The following is a 20,661-nucleotide window of genomic DNA, read 5'->3' as shown; positions in this document are numbered from 1 at the left end:
GCCGCCCATGAATCACCTGCGAATTCTAATCATCCTGGGCGCGGCCGCGCTGCTCGTCTGGAGTTGCGGTGAAGACACGCTCAGTGCTGACGATGTTCCGCCGCAACGACCCGTAGTCGTGCCGCGCACGGACGATGACGCCTATCCACAGGCCGGAGTGCGTGCCGAACCGACGTCCGCTGAAAGATTCTATTGGGTCCGCATCGAATGGTACCGCAATTCCGAAGACGATCTTAGCAGCTACCGCGTGCGCCGCTGGTCCGAGGGCACCGTCGCCAGTGAAGCGCCGATCATCGCCGACCTGTCGCCGGATGTAGACCTGCTCGACAATCCGATCCTGTTCTGGGTAGATCGCGGCGACGATCAATTCGGTGACCCCGCTAATCTGCTGGCACCGACCGAGGGTTTCACCAGAGGCTACTGGTGGCAAGTTCAGGCCGTGGATACGGCGGGCAATCGCTCTGACTGGAGTGATTCCCTCTACTTCCGTCTGCTCTACAATCCCTACAATCTGAATGCAGTGGGTACCGGCGATGCTCTCCGACTCACGTGGAACTATCCCATCGGCGGGGCCAGCACCTATCTTTCGTATTACAAAATCCGCGTCTACTCGGCGTGGTTCGGCGTGGATTCGGTCAAATGGGACTATCAGGTGCAACTGTATGCGGACGTCAATTCCGTGGCCTTCGGTGAAGGCGGCGCGTTTGGCACGCTGACGCCCGACTGTTCCTACGTCTGGCAGCTCAATGCTGTCAGTCTGGTCGCGTCCGATTCTAACGATGTTGCGCTTGCCGGCGCAGCGCAGTACATTACCTTTAACTACCAAGAATGAGCCGCAACGGAGGCCGCATGAGGTTTACTCGCTTCCTTTTTGTCACCCTGCTCCTGTCGTTTACTCTCGGCGCGCTGGCGCAAAGCGACGTGCAAGTCGGCGCCGTGCCCTACAAGATCCCGCAAGTCAAACGCGTCGGCGAGGGCAGCAAGTACTACCTGAATGAGGCCAACGAATTGCTCATTCGCGTCAACATCTGGGGCCGCGTGCAGCGCCCCGGCCAGTACTATGTTCCGGCCGAGACTGACCTCGTGTCGCTCATGTCCTTGGCCGGCGGTCCAGGCGCGCGCTCGCGACTGTCTGATGTAAAAGTTGTCCGTGAAGAGGCCGACGCGCAGCAGGACGTGCTGACGGTCAATGTCCGCAAGTATATCAAGACGGGAGACAAACGGCTAATCCCGCAATTGAAACCTGAAGACACGGTCGTCGTGCACGGCTCGGCCTGGCAGCTTGTGGCGGACGTCGCGCAGGTCGTCGGTCAGATGGCTATCGTCGCCAACGTATACTACTTCTTCTTTGTAGCCGGTAACTGATCCGGTCAAGTCTGAAACGACAAAGGGTCGCCCATCGGCGACCCTTTTCGATTTTCAGCAGGCGCGGCTTACTGCCCGCCGTCCTTTGGGCGGCGGCCACGGCGCGGCGCGCCCAACTCCGCCGCTTCACGCGTGGACTCCAACCGCAACAGCGCTCCGATAGTCGTCTGACACATGAAGTCCTGCATGTACGTCTTGCGCGGACCCCAGACCTTGTGAACCGGACACGGCGTGTCGTCCGAACACACACCGTAACCCAATAGACATTCGTGCGCCAACGCGAGACCCTCGAACAGGATCGCAACCTCATTCAAGGTAATTTCATCCGGCGACTTCGCCAGCTTGTAGCCACCGCCGGGACCCCGGCTCGATGACAAAATCTTCGCTTCCGACAACGTTCTTAACAGCTTGGCCAAGAATGGCGCAGGTAATCTTTCAGCAGCGGCAATCGTTGGCGCGAGCACCGGCATGCTTGGGTCCTGCTGCGCGAGATACAGCAAAGCCCGCACGGCATAAGTGGTGGGACGAGACAGAAGCAAGGCTACCCCCAGCGGTAAAGTTTGAAACGTGGATTGAGTTGCGTTATGGAAAGCGGCTTCCCGGTCCGGTTGAGTAGCGCGATCAACCGATCCTCCGGATCCCGCAGATTCTGAACGACGTCGTGCCTCAAATAGTATATGTCGCGCTTCGTCGCGGCCAGTTCGTCCAACCGCCGCTCCGCCTGCGCTACGTCCTTCTGTAAGTCTATCTGTTCCCAGCGCCGCTCGATCCCCGGCGCATAGTATGCCAACAGCCGATAGTGTCCCGGCAGCAGCACAAGCGCATTCCGCTCACCAATTGAAGTGTCGAGCACCTCCGCCGCGGTCCGCCAATCCTCCTTGCGTCCGTGATGCGACGGCTGCCAATAGTGCGCAATCGCCACGGCACAGATGATCGCGCTCAGCGCCACCGTCAGCTTGCGTGCCGTCACGTTGCGCATTTCGTCGTATCCGAGCGCCAGCAGCGTGAGTCCGAACGGCAGCGCGAAGATCAGATACTTGGGCTGTAAAAAGTATTTACCCGTCGCCGCGCTCGCCAGCGTGGCCACCAAAACCGGCAGCGTAAACCACTCATGCCCGTACCAAAGCAGTTGCCGCTGTTCACGCTGACCATGCAGCCAAATCAGCTTCCATACGACGCCTGATCCGGCAGCGACGGCCAGAATCACAAACGGCAAATTGTCCATTAGCGTGCTGGCCCCGATCGCGCGGCCCGCGCCCTGCTCGCCCAAATCAAAATAGCTGAAGCCGACCGTAAACGCGGCCAGTAATTTCGGCACGGCGCTGGCAAAGTGCATCGGATACTCGTCGCCGCGAATCGCCATGAACTTGAGCAGGTTCGGCACGTTCGGCAGATACAGCGCAACCGTCGCGGCCAGCAACGCCCAACCGCGAACCCACGAAAACCGCTCACGCTCACGCACAAAGGTGATGGCGATTCCCGCAAGGAAGAACCAATACAGCAGATGCGTGTACACGCCCGCCGCGGCAATCAACACGAAGGCCAGCATCCGCAGCCGCGAGCAGCGCTCAAAAAGCAGCAGCGTCACCCACGCTTGCGCCAGCGCGATCGCCGTCACCATCGAGTACATGCGCAGCTCTTGCGAGAACTCGATCAGCATGGGCGAAGCCGCACACATCACGGCCAGAATCCAGCCGAATCGCTCGTCCCGGAGCTTGCGCCCCACCAGAAAGGCCAAGGGAATCTGAGCGACGCCGAACAGCAGCGGCAGGAGTCGGAGTCCCCACTCCCCGGCGAATCCCAACTGTCGCCACAAGTAGAGCAGAGTGAAGAACAGCGGTCGAAAGCGGTCTTCCGTGTCCGTGATCAACTGCGAGCTGTCGCGAAGGAGCGAAAACCCTTCGTCACCATAAAAGCTGTAGTTCAACAGCGGCAGGCGCACCAGCAGCGCCCCGAGCGTCAGCGCGCCGATTAGCCACAGCGGCATTTCGCCGCGGCTATCCTTCACGAATGGCCTCCACGGGTGACAGGCGCGCGGCCGTCCGCGCAGGGTAGAGCGAACCTAAATAGGCCAGCAACACCGCAATGACAATCACAAGCGCGAAGTCGAGTCCCTGCATCTTCACCGGCAGCGCATCGAGAAAGTAGATATCCGAGGGCAGCGCGATCCACTTGTAATGCTGCTGCCCGTAACACACAATGAAACCCAATAGCGTGCCGAGCAGCGCGCCGCTGACGCCGACGATCAAGCCTTGCAGCGAGAACACCGCCGCGATGTCGCGGTCGCGCGCGCCCATCGCCTTCAAGATGCCGATATCCCGCCGCTTTTCCATGGACACCATGATCAACGTCGAAAGAATGTTAAAGGCCGCGACGAGAATGATAATGGACAGGATAATCGTCCACATCCATTTCTCGATCTTCATCCACGAGTACAACGTCGCGCGCAACTCGTGCCACGTGCGCACGAAGTAGTCCGCGTCAAACCGCTCTTCAATCCGTTCGCGCACCTGATCCGCCGCGAAGATGTCGCGAATCCTGATCTCCAGTCCGTCCACGCGGTCCCGGCGCAGAAAGACCTTCTGCGCCGTTTCCAAATCAAGGTAGGCCAGCACGTCATCGAACTCGAACAACCCCGTCTGAAATGTGCCGGTCAACACGAACTGCTTGACCTGCGGCGTGGCCAGCGGACCGCTGATGCCGGCCGGAGAAAACACGACCACCGTGTCGCCCGGCACAACGTCTAACCGCTCCGCCAGAAAACGTCCCAGCACTATCCCCGGCAAGCCGTCGCGCTTCAGCGCGAGTTCACCCGTCTTCATGTGCTGCGGCAGGTCGGACACTTCGGACAAGACCGCTTCATCCACTCCGCGAAAGGCGGCCGCTTCCGAGCGCTTGCCCGCGCGCACCATTCCCTTCTCGAAAATATAGGGCGCAACGCCGGTGACGTCGGGTTCCTGTTTGACAATCTCGCGCGCTTCCCGCCATGCTGGCAATCCGTCGGGATTGTACGTCTCCAGCCGCAGATGCGCGTCCGCGCCTAATATCCGCGCGCGCACTTCCGTCTCAAAGCCGTTCATCACCGACAGCACAATCACCAGCGCCGCCGTGCCAATCGTCACGCCGCCGACCGATAGATAGGTGATCAGCGAGATAAACCCGCCGTGCGAACGCGCCTTCAAATAACGCGCAGCGATGAAAAGCGGAGTGTTCAGATGCTAACTTCTCAAATGCGGAAACAAAATTACTTCGCGGATCGAATCTTGATTCGTCAGGAGCATCGTCAAGCGGTCAATGCCGATGCCCATGCCGCCGGTGGGGGGCATGCCGTATTCGAGCGCGGACAGAAAATCGTCGTCAATCGGCTGCGTCTCTTCGTCGCCGGCCTCTTTCAGCGTGCGCTGTGCTTCGAAGCGCTCGCGTTGATCGAGCGGATCGTTCAACTCGGAAAACGCATTGCCCAACTCAAAGCCCAAGGCAAACGGCTGAAAGCGCTCGACCAAACGCGGATCGTCGCGGTGCTTCTTGGCCAGCGGCGACAACGACAGCGGATAGTCGTAGATAAACGTCGGCTCGACCAACTTGGGCCGCACGAGCGTCTTCATCATCTCGTCGAGTATTTTGCCTTCACCCATCTCGCGTGTGATTTCGACTTCGTGCCCCTTGGCAATCTGCCCCAATTCACCGAGCGGAATGCCCAAAAGATCCTTGCCGGTCGCTTCCTTGAGTAATTCAAAGAACCGTACACGCCGGAACGGCTTGCTGAAATCCACCGTCTTGCCCTGATAGGTCACCTCAGTCGTACCCAATGCGCGCCGCGCCACGTGCCGGAAGAGTTCTTCCGACAGATCCATGATCATCGAGAAATCGGCGTACGCCTCGTAAAACTCAAGCATGGTGAATTCCGGATTGTGAAACCGGTCCATGCCTTCGTTGCGGAAGTCCTTCGCAATCTCGTAGACTTTCTCGAATCCGCCGACCAACAGCCGCTTAAGATAGAGTTCATCCGCGATGCGCATGTAGAACGTGCGGTCGAGCGCGTTATAGTGCGTGATGAAGGGCCGCGCCAGCGCGCCGCCGTAGAGAGGCTGCAACGCGGGCGTTTCCACCTCCAGATAGCCGCGTCCGTCCAAAAATTCCCGGATCGCGGATATCACCTTGGCGCGTGTGCGAAAAATATCGCGATTGTCCGGATTCACCGCGAGGTCAATGTAGCGCTGACGATAGCGCGACTCCTTATCGGTGAACGCGTCGAATACTTCGTCACCCTGCTGTTTCACGACGGGCAAGGGCCGCACGCTTTTCGACAACAGCTCAACTGCGGACGCCCGCATGGATTTTTCGCCCGTCTTGGTCAAAAATACGGTGCCGCGAACGCCGATCCAATCCGAGATGTCATAGAGCTTAAACAGCGCGAACGCCTCTTCTCCGATGCGATCGCGCTGCACATAAACTTGCATCTGCCCAAACTCGTCGCGCACATGACAAAAGGCCGCTTTGCCCATGATACGCACGGATACGATGCGCCCGGCAACCGCGAATTCGGGGCCGCTGTGTTCCTCGGACTCCTTTATCGACTCGAATTGCTCGAGCAACTCGGGGATGTGAATCGTCTTGCGGAACGAATAGGGATAGGGATTGACACCGTGGCTGCGCAGCGTGTCGAGCTTCTCGCGGCGCAAACGCAGCAGATCGGAAAGGTCTTGCGAATCGTGTTGTTCTGTCATTCTGGCTTTCCCCCCAGTCCTCTCGGGGATTACGGGGGGTAAAATGTAGTTGCGGGACCAAATGTGCCTTACGGCACCGTGAAGAAATACGTTAACTTCGCGCGCAGCGTGCGGTCTCCGGGCATGCTCGCCGCAAGTGGATCAAGACTGCGCGCCGATTCGTCATAAACAAGGTAGAACCAACTGCCCGGACTCCAGTTGTACGACATCAACAGATTGGAAAAGGACAGGCCTTCGTCGCTGTAATAGCTCTTTTCAATCCACTGCAGCGTACCACGGAACGAAAGATGCAAACTCGGCGACCACGAGATCTTCCAAATCCAGTTGCGAAAATCCACCGTCTCCTCGTTGAAGTCGTACGCATTCCAGACTTGCGTCCAGTCCACTTCAAGCGCAGTCTCAACATTTGAGCGCGGCCGCCATATCATCTCAGGTTCAAACCCGAAGGCATTCCCGTCGCGGAACGTGCGGTAACGGCCGTCGAATCCGTAGCGGAACGGCTTGGTCTGATCGCTCCACAACCACACCCAGTGCCAATAATAGCGATAGAATTCGTGGTTAAAGCTGCCATAATTGTCACGAAACTCGCCACCCGTCGGGCCTTGGTACACTCGGCGGAAATCCGTTCCCCATTCCAAGCCCCCACCGAATTCCCAGTTCGTGCGCGTCGTCGCGAAGATGTTCCAATTGGCGTAGCCTTCCGGTGCTTCGCCGTCAGACAGAGTAGCATAGAACTGATTGACGTCGAAGCCAATGTTCCGCAAAAACGTCCCGTTGAGATAGTAGTTATCTCCAACCCAAAACGACTCGCGAATCGAATTCGAGGCATCCCCCCAGCCGAGGTCGTTTACGTCGTAGTCCGTGCCGCGGTAGGCTCCGGCAAGGTCGAAACGGAACGGGCCCAAATCACGCGTGTAGGAGAGCCGGCCTTCAACCGGCTGCTCGTCGCGCAGCGTATCTACGCGCCAAGCGTGCTGGTCGGGAAATCCGCTGCGATCAACCGCCGACGCCCAAATCCATAGCCGGTCACGTTCACGCCAGCGAAACCGCGCGTCCAGACCCAGCGCTCCCGCGGTGTAACCGGTTTGATTCAGATACGTTCCCGTAACACCGAAACGATGTTTGCCCGAGTTCCACGTCGTCCGGCCAAAAAACGCATCCTGGAGCTTCTCTTCAACGCGACCCGTTGCGCCGTTGTAATACGACAGACGGTTCTTGCCCGCAAAGAAACTCGCTTTCGCGTTGCCCTGCTGGAAATTCACACGGCCGCCGTAGTCCGGATCGGCCACGCGGCGCGTGTACACGAACGTATACGGCGTTTCTTCAAAGTACTCTTTGTTCTCGAGAAAAAACGGCCGCTTCTCCGATAAGAAGACGGGATAGTCGGAGAGGTTGATCACCGCTTCGTCCACGTCAACCTGCGCGAAGTCGGGCTGATACGCTCCGTCAATGCTCAGCGCCGCCGAGGGAACGTACTTCATCGTGAGGCCGATATTCTCGGCTTCGTTCTCAGACCGCCAGTCCTGTCTCATCGGTGCATCCCACCGCCCGACGGCGTGCGGCAGCAATTCGACGTGCGCCGATGGTGCAATGTCCTTCAGGCCCACGAGGGCGCCGATCTTGGTCGCTCGCCAGCCGATTTCCGGATCCACCGGCGGCCAGAAATTCGCTTCGTTGCGGCGGTAGAGCTTACGCGCAAAGGCGATTCCCCAGCCATCCGCGCGCTCGCCGCCATGCCGCAGAATCTGAAACGGAATCCGCAGTTCGCAACTCCACCCACTGTCGGTGCGGGCCACCGCCGATTCCCAAACAGCATCCCACGAATTGGACAGGTTGTTCTCGTTGTAGAACGTCCCGTCGGCCTGCACGCCCGCCGCGGTCACGGTAAACCAATACCCGGAACGGTGGTCGTGAAACGTGTCGAGATACAGATCCAGAAAATCCGAATTCTCGTCGTTGTCGCGCCGCTGAATCTGTCCGCGAATGCTGTCCGGCGCCGTGTCGTAGAGCATGTACGCGAAGTACAGCGCGTCCCGGTCGTACAGCACATAGACTTCGTTACGCTGCGTGGAAGGCGCGGGATAGTCCGGCTCCCGCTGGAGGAAGCTGTCCGCCTTCGCGCCGGTCAGCCAGGCACGCTCAATCCGACCGTCAATGGTGAGCGGCGCAGTCCGCCGTACCGCCGTCATGATGTACTGGGGGTCTTCTTCGGCCAAAGCAATTCCGGCCGTCAGACCCAATAACAAAACCACTATCGCCAGAGGCATTGCCCCTCCTTCCAAGAATAGTCCAAAATCAATTTCCAGGGACCCGTCATGGAATACTGGAGCAGAAATTCCGACGATTTGTGTCAGTCTCGATGCGAAAAACGAACAAAAGCCCTAACGGCTCTCGGCTGTCCAACGCGATGCCGCCGTCACCAAGGTGCGCGGGGCAAAGCGAACCAAAAACACCAGCAGCTTGTTGATCAACCCCGGCACAATCACCGACTTGCCGCGCAGCATGCCCCGGTAACCGGCCCGCGCCACCTGCTGGGCCGAGGTCGAGACCAGCCCGGACAAACCCGACGTGCTGTTCCCCGCGCGGCCTTGAAATCCCGTCGGTGTCGGCCCCGGGCAGAGGCAACTGACCGTTACCCCCGTCCCTGCGAACTCATTATGCAGCGCCTCGCTCAACAGCAGGACGTAGCTCTTGCTCGCATAGTACACGGCCATCAGGGGACCCGGTTGAAAGGCCGCCGTCGAAGCCACGTTAAGCACCCGCCCAGTGCCCCGCGCCAGCATCTCCTGCGAGAACAGTTTCGTCAGCGCTGTCATCGCCGCGCAATTAAGCTGCAGCATCGCCAACTCGTCGTCCAGCGCCAGCCGGTGAAAAGGTCCGTAGAGCCCATAGCCCGCGTTATTGACGAGATAGTCAACTTGAATCTGGCGAGCCGTAACGTCTGCATGAAGCGAAGACGCAGCGCCGGGGATGCTCAGATCGGCGCTAAGCGCCGTCACGGACACGCCGTAATCGCGCTCCAACTGCGCCTTTACGTCGCGAAGCGTTGCCGCAGACCGCGCAACCAGCACAAGATGTATTCCGTCCCGCGCAAAAACCTTGGCCAGCTCCAACCCGATGCCACTCGACGCGCCGGTTATCAGCGCCGTCTTAGGCATGCCCGCTCACCGGATGCTGCAACAGCGGGAACGGGATCACCGGAGCAGGGGAGAGGGGCACGGGATCGGCCAGCAAGTACTGCCAAAACTCCACGTCGTGCCACGCGCCGAACTTGTAACCCGCGAACGGAATCGTGCCCACCGGCACAAATCCCATGTGCCGATGAAACTCCGCACTCGCAGAGCCCGAGCGAATGCCGCCGACCACTGAGATCATGTTCATGGCCCGCAGATTGGTGAACAGCCGCTCGTAGAGCCGCCGCCCGATGCCACGGCCATGCGCAGCCGGACTCACGTAAATTGCCGATTCACAAACCCAATCATAGGCTGCGCGTTCACGGTAGCGCGTGGCATAGACATAGCCCAAGACCTCGCCATCTTCTTCCCACACCAGAAAGGGGTAGTGCGCTTGAATCTTGGCAAGGCGTTTGGCAAACTCCTCAACCGACGGCACAACCGTCTCAAAACTGATGGCCGTCGCTTCGATAATTGGGGCGTAAATCTTCAGGCACGCCGCCGCGTCACCCGGTGTCGCGAGGCGAATCATCCGAAAACTCGGGGCACGCGGCCTGTAAGATAGATCGGCAATTCATAGGGAATGAAACCGCCCGCGTCGCAGAGCTCCCACAGCGTGATTTCCGCGTCGCCCTGCCGTCCCCACAGCACGACTTCGCTGCCCACCTCAACTTTGTCGCGGCCTAAATTCACCATGAACTGATCCATGCATACGGTGCCCACAATCGGATAGCGCTTGCCGCCGATCAGAACGCTGGCGCGATTGGACAAGCGGCGGGGATAGCCGTCGCCATAACCCACCGGCACCGTCGCCACCCACACGTTCTCAGGGGCGGTCCACTGCAGGTTGTAACTCACTCCTTCGCCCTGGCGCACGCCCTTGACGTAGACCACTTCACTTACCAAAGCGTGCGCCGCACGCAGTGGAAAGTCTCGTTGCAGCGGCGCCGCCGCATGCTGACCGTACAGCCCGATCCCCGGACGAATCAGATCGTGATGCGCATCCGGAAAGCGGATCGCACCCGCCGAATTTGCCAAGTGGTAGCGCGCGTCGGTAAAACCCAGCGACAGTGCCAGCCGTTTCACTTCCGCGAACCGGTGCATCTGCAGCCGTGCGAATGATTCGTCATCCTCCTCGGCAGTCGCCAGGTGCGAGTAGATGCCGGCCACCTGCACATGCCGGGCCCGCTTCGCCGCGCGCAGGAGCGTCTCCGCCGTGCGGAAGTTCTGGCCGATACGGTTCATGCCCGTGTCCACTTTGATCTGCACCCGGGCGATCTTGCCGCTAATCTGAGCTGCCCGCTCAATCGCTTCCAATTTGAACACGGAACTCGCCGTCAAGTCCAGATCATATTCAAGAAACAGACTGATCTGCGAGCCGACGATACCGCCCAGAACCAGAATCGGCGCGCGCACACCCGCGTGCCGCAGGACGATTCCTTCTTCCACAAATCCTACTCCGAACGCATCCGCTCCCAATTCGCCGAACAGATGCGCACACTGCAACAGCCCGTGACCGTAGGCGTCCGCCTTGACCACCGCCATCACCTGCGACCGCGGAGCCAGTTCGCGAAAGCGCGCGAAATTCTCCGCAATCGCATCACGGTAGATGCGCGCGTAAGTCGGACGGTGCGGCCGCACATGATCGGCGGCCAGCACCGTCGGCAAACTGACAGTCTCGGGAGTCACAGGATAAGTTATTTTACCAGCAGGATCTTCTGCGTCTGCATCTGTTTGCCGCTCGACAGCTTCACCAGATAGACGCCGCTGGCCAGGCCGTCGGCCTGCCAATGCACACGCTGCGCGCCCGGCGCAAAGTGCGTGTGCTCAAACAGCGTAGCCACCTTCTGTCCGGCCAAATTGTAAATTTCCAGCGACAATTCACGCGCCGCGTTGACCGCAAACGGAATTTGCACCGCCGCGTTGAACGGATTCGGGTAGGCGTGCTCCAGCACAAACGCCATGGGAATCGTCAGATCTGCGCGTGTGTCGGCGTCCGTGCCCAGCACGGCCGTCACCTGCACGTCATCCAAAAACCATTCGGTCGCATAGTCGCCGCGATAGCGCCACGCGAAATAGACATCTTCACCCGCAAGCGCCGCCGCGTCCACCGAAATCTGTTCCCAATTCTGCGCCGCGTCGTCCAACTCGCTGATCAACGTGAAGTCCTCGCCGTCGGTCGAATAGTAGATCGCATGCAGGTCGTAGTATTGCGGCGTCACAAAACAATTTCGCTGCCAGAACGAAAACGTCACGGCCGTAGCGTTGGCCGGAACGCTGATCTCCGGCGTGAACAGCCAATCATCGAGCAGCCCGACACTCTGCTCGTCGTCATGCCAGATGCCGTTCTGCCCGCCGTGCGCTGCATTGCCGCAATCCGCGCTGCCGAAATCAAGAAAACGCCAACCCACGCCGTCGTTGCCGTCCTCGCGCACCGTCCAGCCCTCGTTGTTGCTTTCCATCGGACCGTCGAACAGCACCGTTTCACCGCCGCCGCCGCTCCAATCATATTGCAGCGCCGCCAACGCGCTGATGCGCCCGTGCCCGTAGGTAACATCCCAACCGGCCGGCCCCAAGTCGAGCGCGGTGTTCTGCAAGGCGTTGCGCACCTGATGAGCCGGACAACCGCGCGACATCAACAACGCCGCCACGCCCGCCACATGCGGAGTCGCCATGGAGGTTCCCTGCCAGAATACGTAGTAGTCCGAACCGGTATTGTCGCGCACCGTCGAAAGCACGCCGTCAACGTACGAATCCTGATTCAAGTCCTGATCCGTATTTCCGCCCGGAGCGCACACATCCAATTCGCTGCCCGCGTTCGAATACGGCGCAATGGCATTGCCGATGGCCGTCGCGCCGACAGAGATGCAGGCTGGATAGGCCGCCGGATACGATACATAGTCAGCGTTGTCATTGCCCGACGCCACGCACAGCACCACACCCGCCGCCGCGCATTGCTGAATCGCACCCGACAGCGGCTGACCGGGATCTACCGGCGGCTGATTATTCTGATTCGGGAATCCCAACGACGCGTTCACGATCTGCGCGCCCTGCTGCGCCGCCCACGCGAACCCGTTGGCAATCGCTTCCGACGAACCTGACCCCGAATTGTCCAGCACACGCACCGGCATCAAGCGGCAATTCGGAGCGATACCCGCGATTCCCGTGTTGTTATTGGTGCGCGCGAAAATCGTTCCCGATACGTGCATACCGTGCGAGTCCACGAGATCGGGTTCCGACGGATCGTTGTCCTCGTCAATCCAATCGTAGCCGCTCACCGTCTGCACGCCGGCCATGTCTTCGTGATCGAACTGAAAACCCTGATCCAGCACCGCCACCTTTACCGACGGATCGCCCTGCGTCAGATCCCACGCCTGTTCCAAACCGATCAGCGGATAGTGCCACTGATACGTGTACAAATTGTCGTTCGGCACCATTAGCGCCGTCAACAGGTAATTGTAGTTCGCCCACAGCACGGCGTTCTGCGCGCGAAAATAACGCACACCCGCCGCCGCCCCGGTTGGCACTTCCACGCGATAGAAGTCGAGCAGTTTGGAATAGCTGCCCACCTTGCCGCCGCTGCCCGCGATAATCTCGTCAATCGTCGTCTGCGCCGTGCTTTTTGAAAACGCCACGAGCACATGATTCGGCACAAACGCGTAATACGGTTCACCATCCGTCGCCACGGGCGTCGGCTTTCCTAACGCCGCCGCCGCAATGCAAAAACACAGAACGATCAGCACTTTCTTCATATTCCTCCCTGCACGAGAAATGTTATAGGTCATCGTCTTCAGTCGTAGCCTGTTGCCGTGATCGCGCGTATTTACCTTGCGCACCCGTCAACAGGAACGCGCGCACAAATTCGTCCAAGTCACCGTCCATCACCTTCTGAATGTTTGACGTTTCCACGCCCGTCCGGTGATCCTTGACCATCTGATACGGCTGGAACACGTAGGAGCGGATCTGGTGTCCCCACGCGATATCCGTCTTCGAACTCTCAATGTTGGCGTTCTTCGCGCGCTCGTCGTCAAGATATTTCTGATAGAGCCGCGCATAAAGAACCTTCATCGCTGAGTCGCGGTTGCGGTGCTGTGAACGGTCCGTCTGGCACGTCACCACAAGTCCTGACGGCAAGTGCGTGATGCGAATCGCCGACTCCGTCCGGTTCACATGCTGACCGCCGGCGCCGGACGCGCGAAACGTGTCAATCCGCAAATCCTCGGGCCGCACCTGAATCTCCGGCACCTCTTCCACTTCCGGATACACGAACACGCTCGCGAACGATGTGTGCCGCCGCGCATTGGCGTCAAACGGCGAGATGCGCACGAGCCTGTGCACGCCCGTTTCCGCCTTGCAATAGCCGTAGGCGTATTCGCCCTGCACTTCGATCACTGCCGATTTTATCCCGGCCTCTTCCGCCGGTTCCAAATCGAGCAGGTCTACTTTCCAACCGCGTTGCTCCGTCCAGCGCAGATACATCCGGTAGAGCATTGCGGCCCAGTCCGAGGATTCCGTCCCGCCCGCGCCCGGATGGATATGGATAATCGCGCTCTTGATGTCCGTGGGGTCCTTCAGCATCGCGCGCGTTTCCAATTCTTCAAAGAGCTGGGCGAACTTTTTCGCTTCGCCCGCCAAATCCGCAGCGCTGAAATCGTCGGGCGATTCCACCGCCAACTCACGCATCGCGTCGAGGTCGCCCAGCGCGGATTCCACCTGCCGGTACGCCTCAACCCACGACTTGTGCTCCGCTATCTGCTTGAGCACCTTCTGCGCCTGCTCCTGGTCGTCCCAGAATCCCGCGCCGCCGGCCAGGACTTCGAGCTTCTCGATCTCCCCTATGCGCTTGGCATAGTCAAAGCGACCTCCGCAGAATGTCCAGCTTCGGCTTATGCTCCGCGATCAGTTGTGACAATTCTTCAGGCTTCATCCAATCTCCAGTTTACTTTGTCTGTCCCGCTCGGCGATTACGCATCGCGTAGAGGATCCCCATGCCCGCCAAAATCAGCGCCGTCGCCGGATAGACTTCCGGCGTAATCGGCTCGCTCAAGATCACCGCGCCGGCCACCAGCGCTATGACCGGGTTAATGAATGTGTACGTGTTCACCCGCGCCGCGGGCACGCGCTTGAGCAAATAGGCGTAGGCCGTAAACGCCACCACCGAACCCAGTACCGTTAGATACAGCAGCGCGCCGATCGCTTTCGCGCTCGGCGCCAACGCCCACGACTCCCCGATGATGAGTGAAATAATCCCGAATGCAACCGCTCCCGAGAACATCTGCGTCGCCGAAACGGTGAAGGCGTCGAGTTCACGGAGATACTTGCGCGACAGAACCGAGGCCAGCGTCCACAAGGGTGGACACAATATCAGCGCCACAAATCCCGGCCACTCATCCGCCGACAGACTAATGTGATCGTGGTGCAGCACATAGATGCCCGTCATCGCCAGCGCAATCCCCACAAGCGACATGCGGTCGAGCTTCTCCGATTCACCGATGATCATCCACGAAAAGACCGCCGACCAGGCCGGGCTCGTCGCCACCGTCAGCGCAGTCAATCCCGAGTCAATATACTGCTCCGCAAAATTCACCAGACCGTTTCCGCCCGCGAGCATCATCGTCCCCGTCAGCGCAATCCATCCCCACTGTGCGCGCGTCTGCGGCAGCCGCTTCCGGTCCCGTAGCATGTACGGCAAGAATATGATCCCGGCAAGGGCAAACCGCACCGCGCCCAGCACAAACGGCGGAAAGCCCTCGAGCGCGACCTTGATCACCAGATAGGTCGTGCCCCAGATCAGACATAGCGCCACATAGGCCAGGATAACCACAATGCTGTCCCCCGCAACGTTGTAACCGGCTTAATATCTCTTTTCGATTACGCAGCCCACATAATAGTGCCGCAGAATCTCCGTGGCGCTCTTGCCATTCACCGCCATGTGCGCCGCGCCGGCCTGACACATGCCCACACCGTGCCCCCAGCCCGCGCCGGTGAACACCAGTTCCATGGGATTACCCTGACTGTCGTTCAGCACTTCGACCAGAAACGCCGAACTCTCGAGCGCCGTATGGGAAAGCTGCCGCCGGATCGTCAGCTCGCGTTTGATCCGCAAATTGGCCAGCGATCCCAGCACCTCCACCTCCATCAAGCGTCCGCTCCGTCCGCGGCGAATGGGCAGGATATCGTACAGCGTCCCGATGTCCACACCCGTCTTCGTCAACAGAATTTCCTCAAGCTCCGAACGCAGAAACGTCGTTTCCCAGCGGAAGTGCTTGCGGCTGTAGTTGCGCGACACCGGCAGATTCAATCCTTCCAGATTGCAGCACGACGCCGGACGCGTCTGAATCCAGCGCCGCGCGCCGTTCTCAGTCATCAAGTCGGGAATCTCGAGCTCGTGTTCGCAGGAACACGGCACGCCCGTCCCCGCGAAGATCGGCGGCGTCACCCACGTCGCCTGCACGTCCTCCGTATGCCCGCCGCACACCGCCGAATAGTGCGCGTCCACGATCGTCCCTTCGTGGAACAGTATGCAGCCGCGCGTATCGGCCACCGCCTGACTCACGCGGTCATTGTCGTGCGTCACGCCGCTGTACACCTGACAGTGCACGTGCGCGCACAACTCAAACTGATCGTTCAAGTGCTTGATCGCCTTCGTCGCGATCACCAGACTGCGCGAGGCAATTGCTTGCGCGCGCAGCGCCTCTTCCGGAAACTCCGTCGGCATCTCCGAGGCCACTACGCCGCGCAGATACACGTCAATGGGGATCTCCGTCAGTGCGGCGATGTCGCCCGTATGATCAACATAGAACTCAATGATCCCCTCGTAGGTGCGATCCTCGCTCGGTTCATACTCAAAGCCCGAGTTCATGCGCACGCCGTACAGCGTCAGCCGCGCGTCCGGATCGAGCGGCACGAGCCGGAAACCGTCCACGCTTTCCAGATGCTGTTCGAGACTCTGGTCAAACAGTTCGAGCCGCCCCGACGCGTGCGTCAGCACCTCGCGCACCAAGCGCGGCGCATAGTCGAGCGCCAGCTTCGAGAAGAGATGCCGGGCATCCTCCTCGCGCTGAAAATTCCCGACCTGCACGCGGTAGAGCGTGTTGTCGCCGACGACCTGGCCGTCCACTTCGATCGGGCCGCCAATCTGCCGCACGGCCGCCTGCATGCCGCGCTCTTCGAACTGCTCGGCCAGCGTCATCGCTTCTTCACGCGTCTTGTGCGATGAGGCCAGGACGCTGAACAAAAACTTCGTCGGCGTGCTTCGTTCGCGCAGCACGCGCCACTTCACGGGCGACACTGCCGCGTCGCGCAGCATCGTCCCTGATCGCGTTTCAATCCGATAGCGGCCCGTGTATTTGAAAGTCACGCGTTCGTAACCTTCCAACAGGCCAACGCGCACCGTTACGGGCGGTGTCGCGGGAGATAGGTGCGTATTCACGAGTTCTTCAGCAATAAGTTAAGCAAGGACCAATTGTCAATTCTCCCCTGTACCGACCAGCCGTCTCAAAGGTGCGCGGGCACCGTCTGCGCCGGCGCGCACAGACTGTGCAAGGTTCGACCCAGTTCCGAGGCGCGCGTACGCTCTACCAGCAGCAGCGCGCGATCTTCAAAATACAACTCATCCCGCAAGTCCGCGCGATAGGGTGCCACGGCTCCCGCGATCCGGTCGGCCAGTGAGCCCACGCCGCCCGCCCCCGCGCCCAGCAGCGCCAGCAGGTCGAAGCGGCTGTCAAACCGCGCGGCAAGCTCCGGGAATAGCAGGTGCGGTTCGTCGCTGGCTCGCAGCACGATCAGCGGCTGGTCGCCCCCGCGCACGAACAGCGGCAAAATCGTCCGCTCCCGCAGGCAACCCTCAAGATAAAGAAATTCCGCATGACTTGCCGGAGTGAATAGGGTCGCCGCCGTCTGCACTACCGCGCCCAGCGTCCGCCGCGCCAGTGGCTTGTCCGTGATGATCGTCCCGGCCACGCCCGTCTTGGAGTTTCCGATGGCCAGCGGCATCCCGAACTCGGCGGCCAGTTCCACGGCCGGCACCTGCAAAATCTTCGCGCCGAACCCCATCATGGCCAGCGCATCGGCGTAGTCCAACTCCGGCAGAATCCGCGTCCCCGCAACCAGCTTCGGATCCGCGCTGGCCACGCCGTCCACGTCCTTCATAAATTCGACGCACCGGGCGCCCAGCGCCACCGCCAGGGCCACCGCCGTCGCATCCGTCCCGCCGCGGCCCAGCGTGGAGATATTCTTCTCGGTCGTAATCCCCTGATAGCCCGCGATCACCGGGATCTTCCCCTGCTCCAGCACCTCACGCACGCGCAAGGGCCGCACTTCGACGATCCGCGCCGCCGTATGCAGCGTGTCTGTAATAATCCCCGCCTGCGCACCCGTCAACGAGACGGCGATGTCGTCTTCGATGGCGTTCAGGGCCAGCGCCAGCATGGCAATCGCCACGCGCTCGCCCGTCGAGAGCAATACGTCCAGCTCCCGCCCGCGTGGCTGCGGATTGACCGATCGCGCCAGCGCCACATACTGATCCGTCGTATCCGCCAACGCCGACACCACCACCACCACCGGCGTCCCCGCCTTTACCCGCGCATACACCAACCCCGCCACCTGCGCAATATCCGCAGAGGTCGCGAGGGCTTTGCCGCCGTATTTTTGGATGACTAAGGACATGGGGTTATTATGAATGGTAATATGATTGCGAAGTGATAACCACCCGCTGATCTCGTGGATACATTACACATGCTTCGGTAGTAGCTTGTCGGACTCTTGCAACTTCAATTTGATCTCTAGCTAGTTCGCCGTTCCTATTCCACCACCCACATCGCCCGGTACTCCGCCATATCCCCAAGCCCGCCGTCGAAGCCTATCGTGCCGGGATTGTCGGGGAGCAAGGTCGAATCCGCCGGATGCAGCCACGGACGCAGCGCGCTGTCCCACAAATTCGCCTCGGGATCGTACGTATCCACCCAACCATAGCCGAACTGCTCCGCATACGTGCCGATCATGTAATAGAACGCTTCCGGCGAGGTCGTCGTCACATTGTGGTCATACGGCGGCACCAAAAATGAACGCCGCGTCGTCCACGACGTGTTCTTCCACTGTTCGAGCGTCCCCTGATACGGCACGCCGTGTTCGCGCGGCAAATTCGGATTGCTCGCCACCTGATATTCGCGCAGCATATAGGCATCCCATACAAAATGGTTGCCGCGCCCCAGCGTGCCCGCGAAATTCACAGCCTCGGCCGGAATTGTAATCAGCGTGTCGCCGACGGCGATTTCATAACTGACGCCCGGCTCCGGCGTGTCGCCCTCTTCACACGAGACGCACAGCAGCGCGCAACACAATAAGGACAGTGCGAGCCTCATTTGACCAGCAGCACCTTCTGCACCTGCGTCGCGCCCTGCGCGCACAGCACCGCAAAGTACAGCCCCGAAGCCGCCGTGCTCAACTCCACACGCACCGCATGCGTTCCCGCGGTCAGCGGCTCATCCACCAGCGTTCGCACGCGCCGCCCGTTCACGTCAAAAAGCTCCAGCCGTACCGCCGACTCGCGGGGCAAATCAAAACGCAGCGTCGTCGCCGCGTTAAACGGGTTCGGATACGCCGCGTAGAGTCGCAACTCGCGCGGCACCGGCACCGCGTCACCCGCCGCATCCGGCTCTTCAACAACACGCACGGTCAGCCGAATCGTATCCGGCGTCGCCGGTTCGTCACTGTAAATCAGAAGCTCGCGGTTGATCACGCCCGGCTCCGCCGCCGTGACCCACAAACTCAAATCCAAACTCCCTTCCACATCCACCGTGAACGGCCCCGCATCACTCACCCGAAACGGCAACGGATCAGCCAGCGCATCAATGTGCAGCGGCTCCGTCCCCGGATTCTCCAGCCGCAGCGTTTCGCGGGCGGTGTCGCCGACCAAACACCAGCGGAAATCCAATTGTTGCGCATGCGGTTCACACAGCGGGAACGGCGCCGCACCGGTCAGGGGCACCGCAATTACCGGATTCAGCCCGGACGAGACCACACTCAGCGTGTCCCGAAATTCCCGCCGCTCTTCAGGTCGAAATCCCACCCGCACCGTGACCACTGCGCCCGGCGGTACCACGACCGGCGTCTGTTCGCTAATGGCATACGATTCCGGCATCAGAAAGTCCGTGATCGTCACCGTCGAATCGCCGGTCACCTGAAACGCGAACTGCAGCTCCCGCGTCTCTTCTAACGGCACCAATCCGAAATCCAACCGGCTCGGCGTCGTGTACAAATAGCTTGCCGCTCCCAGATCCCCAAAGTAATACAGCGCCGGGTGCGTATCAAAGAAGATATCGTTCATCGCGCCAAAAGCGCCTATCCCGACGCCCGGCAGCGCGCCAACTACCGACGTAATCGTCATCGCAGGATATTGCGTCAGAAAATACCAACTGCTGTTGGCTCCCAAATGCCCGAGGTAGACGCCGGTGTTTTGGCCGAAATCGCCGTTGCCCGCGACCAATAAACCGCTTTCAACTGGAATAAACGCATGATAGCGATTCACCGAGGCCAAGGCCCCCGTATACATCACCTGCGCCCCGCTGTCATCAATGCGCAACAGATTCAGCTGGTAATTGAGATTGCCCGGAGCCGAGTTCGCCCAAACAAGATCATAGCCGTATGCCGTGGCGATGAAGTGCACTGGAACGGAATTCGATTCAATGCCCTCAATGTCGAAGCGCGCCTCGCGACCCGGATTGCCATCCGCGTCGAGCCACACGAACCGCACGATCGGTCCCCGCGTCTCAACTTCAAACAGCGCCATCAAGATCGAATCGGCGTTCGTCACGATCAGACCGCCCGGCTCGCCATACGCGGAGTCGCCGTAGAAGCGTTCCCACTCAAGCTCGCCATCTGCGCCCAGCTTCGTCAGCTTTGAACTCCAGCGAACCCAGATACTGTCTACATATGAGACCAGGGTCTGCACGAGAAACCCGCCGTCCGCCGTCGCGGCGCATGGGCCCAGCGTGACAAAATTTACGCTGTCATCATCCAGCCGGATTTCCCACAGACTGTCCCCCGCAAAGCTATGGCACTCAAAATTGCTCCGTGTCGTCCACGAAATGCTGTCAATGGGAACCCGTTCGCGCACGCGCACGAGGACCGACTCCGTCCCGACGCACAGCCCTTCAACTGCGCCCTGCGCCGTCGTGGATAGCGTCTGGGTCCATTCAAACTGGCGGGCTACGTTCATACCGCGCAACTGCGTGAAGAATACTCCATCTTCACGAAACTGCCCTGCGACCAGCGTATTCCCATCCGGCAGCGGTGCCATCGCCGTAAGGACTCCATATTCGTCAAACATGTATGTGCTGTCCAACGCCGGCGGCTGCGCTACGCCCGCCGTCACACACAGCGATATTGCCATCAAA

General features: G+C 60.1%; 17 protein-coding genes. 2 read left to right on the top strand and 15 right to left on the bottom strand.

Annotated elements, in window-relative coordinates:
* Positions 1-7: 7 nt before the first annotated feature.
* A complete protein-coding gene (locus IPH10_09405; GenBank protein MBK6911127.1) occupies positions 8-832 on the top strand; it encodes a hypothetical protein in 825 nt (274 codons plus the stop codon).
* A gap of 17 nt (positions 833-849) precedes the next feature.
* On the top strand, positions 850-1,365 hold the full coding sequence (locus IPH10_09400; protein MBK6911126.1) for an SLBB domain-containing protein: 516 nt from the start codon (positions 850-852) through the stop codon (positions 1,363-1,365).
* A 68-nt stretch (positions 1,366-1,433) separates the two neighbouring features.
* Here the strand turns inward: IPH10_09400 and IPH10_09395 are convergent, their stop codons facing one another.
* From IPH10_09395 to IPH10_09325, 15 genes are all read right to left on the bottom strand, one after another.
* Positions 1,434-1,904: an Rrf2 family transcriptional regulator gene (locus IPH10_09395; protein MBK6911125.1), complete on the bottom strand. Its 471-nt coding sequence runs from the start codon at positions 1,902-1,904 to the stop codon at positions 1,434-1,436.
* A 2-nt stretch (positions 1,905-1,906) separates the two neighbouring features.
* Positions 1,907-3,373, bottom strand: coding sequence for a glycosyltransferase family 39 protein (locus IPH10_09390; GenBank protein MBK6911124.1), 1,467 nt, complete (start codon positions 3,371-3,373; stop codon positions 1,907-1,909).
* Entirely contained in the window at positions 3,363-4,547 is a 1,185-nt protein-coding gene (locus tag IPH10_09385) for an ABC transporter permease (GenBank protein ID MBK6911123.1), read from the bottom strand. The genes IPH10_09390 and IPH10_09385 overlap by 11 nt, the downstream gene beginning before the upstream one ends.
* A gap of 36 nt (positions 4,548-4,583) precedes the next feature.
* Entirely contained in the window at positions 4,584-6,092 is a 1,509-nt protein-coding gene (gene lysS / locus IPH10_09380) for a lysine--tRNA ligase (protein MBK6911122.1), read from the bottom strand.
* Between the two features lie 68 nt (positions 6,093-6,160).
* Complete coding sequence (locus tag IPH10_09375) at positions 6,161-8,359, bottom strand: carbohydrate binding family 9 domain-containing protein (protein ID MBK6911121.1); 2,199 nt, start codon at positions 8,357-8,359, stop codon at positions 6,161-6,163.
* Positions 8,360-8,473: 114 nt separating this feature from the next.
* The gene (locus tag IPH10_09370) at positions 8,474-9,250 is read right to left on the bottom strand and encodes an SDR family oxidoreductase (protein ID MBK6911120.1); all 777 of its coding nucleotides are present in this window, start codon (positions 9,248-9,250) and stop codon (positions 8,474-8,476) included.
* The gene (locus IPH10_09365) at positions 9,243-9,797 is read right to left on the bottom strand and encodes an N-acetyltransferase (protein MBK6911119.1); all 555 of its coding nucleotides are present in this window, start codon (positions 9,795-9,797) and stop codon (positions 9,243-9,245) included. Before IPH10_09365 ends, IPH10_09370 begins: the two co-directional genes overlap by 8 nt.
* Entirely contained in the window at positions 9,794-10,954 is a 1,161-nt protein-coding gene (gene alr, locus IPH10_09360) for an alanine racemase (protein ID MBK6911118.1), read from the bottom strand. Before alr ends, IPH10_09365 begins: the two co-directional genes overlap by 4 nt.
* A gap of 8 nt (positions 10,955-10,962) precedes the next feature.
* Positions 10,963-13,017 (bottom strand): S8 family peptidase, encoded by a 2,055-nt coding sequence (locus IPH10_09355; GenBank protein MBK6911117.1) that lies wholly within the window; start codon positions 13,015-13,017, stop codon positions 10,963-10,965.
* A gap of 22 nt (positions 13,018-13,039) precedes the next feature.
* A protein-coding gene (gene prfB / locus IPH10_09350; protein MBK6911116.1) for a peptide chain release factor 2 occupies positions 13,040-14,192 on the bottom strand; the annotation gives its coding sequence in 2 pieces (ribosomal slippage) (positions 13,040-14,125 and positions 14,127-14,192; 1,152 coding nt in all).
* Positions 14,193-14,204: 12 nt separating this feature from the next.
* A complete protein-coding gene (locus tag IPH10_09345) occupies positions 14,205-15,089 on the bottom strand; it encodes an EamA family transporter (protein MBK6911115.1) in 885 nt (294 codons plus the stop codon).
* A gap of 30 nt (positions 15,090-15,119) precedes the next feature.
* Entirely contained in the window at positions 15,120-16,697 is a 1,578-nt protein-coding gene (locus IPH10_09340; protein MBK6911114.1) for a SpoIID/LytB domain-containing protein, read from the bottom strand.
* A 65-nt stretch (positions 16,698-16,762) separates the two neighbouring features.
* Positions 16,763-17,932 carry an aspartate kinase gene (locus IPH10_09335; GenBank protein MBK6911113.1) on the bottom strand — a complete coding sequence of 390 codons (1,170 nt, stop codon included), beginning with the start codon at positions 17,930-17,932 and terminating at the stop codon, positions 16,763-16,765.
* A gap of 134 nt (positions 17,933-18,066) precedes the next feature.
* Positions 18,067-18,627: a hypothetical protein gene (locus tag IPH10_09330; GenBank protein ID MBK6911112.1), complete on the bottom strand. Its 561-nt coding sequence runs from the start codon at positions 18,625-18,627 to the stop codon at positions 18,067-18,069.
* Positions 18,624-20,657: a T9SS type A sorting domain-containing protein gene (locus tag IPH10_09325; GenBank protein ID MBK6911111.1), complete on the bottom strand. Its 2,034-nt coding sequence runs from the start codon at positions 20,655-20,657 to the stop codon at positions 18,624-18,626. Before IPH10_09325 ends, IPH10_09330 begins: the two co-directional genes overlap by 4 nt.
* Positions 20,658-20,661: the final 4 nt, after the last annotated feature.

This window comes from bacterium (assembly GCA_016702305.1).
Lineage (GTDB): Bacteria > Electryoneota > RPQS01 > RPQS01 > RPQS01 > JABWCQ01.
The sequence above is the reverse complement of the archived record's forward strand: the minus strand, read 5'-3'. Positions and strand labels throughout refer to the sequence as shown.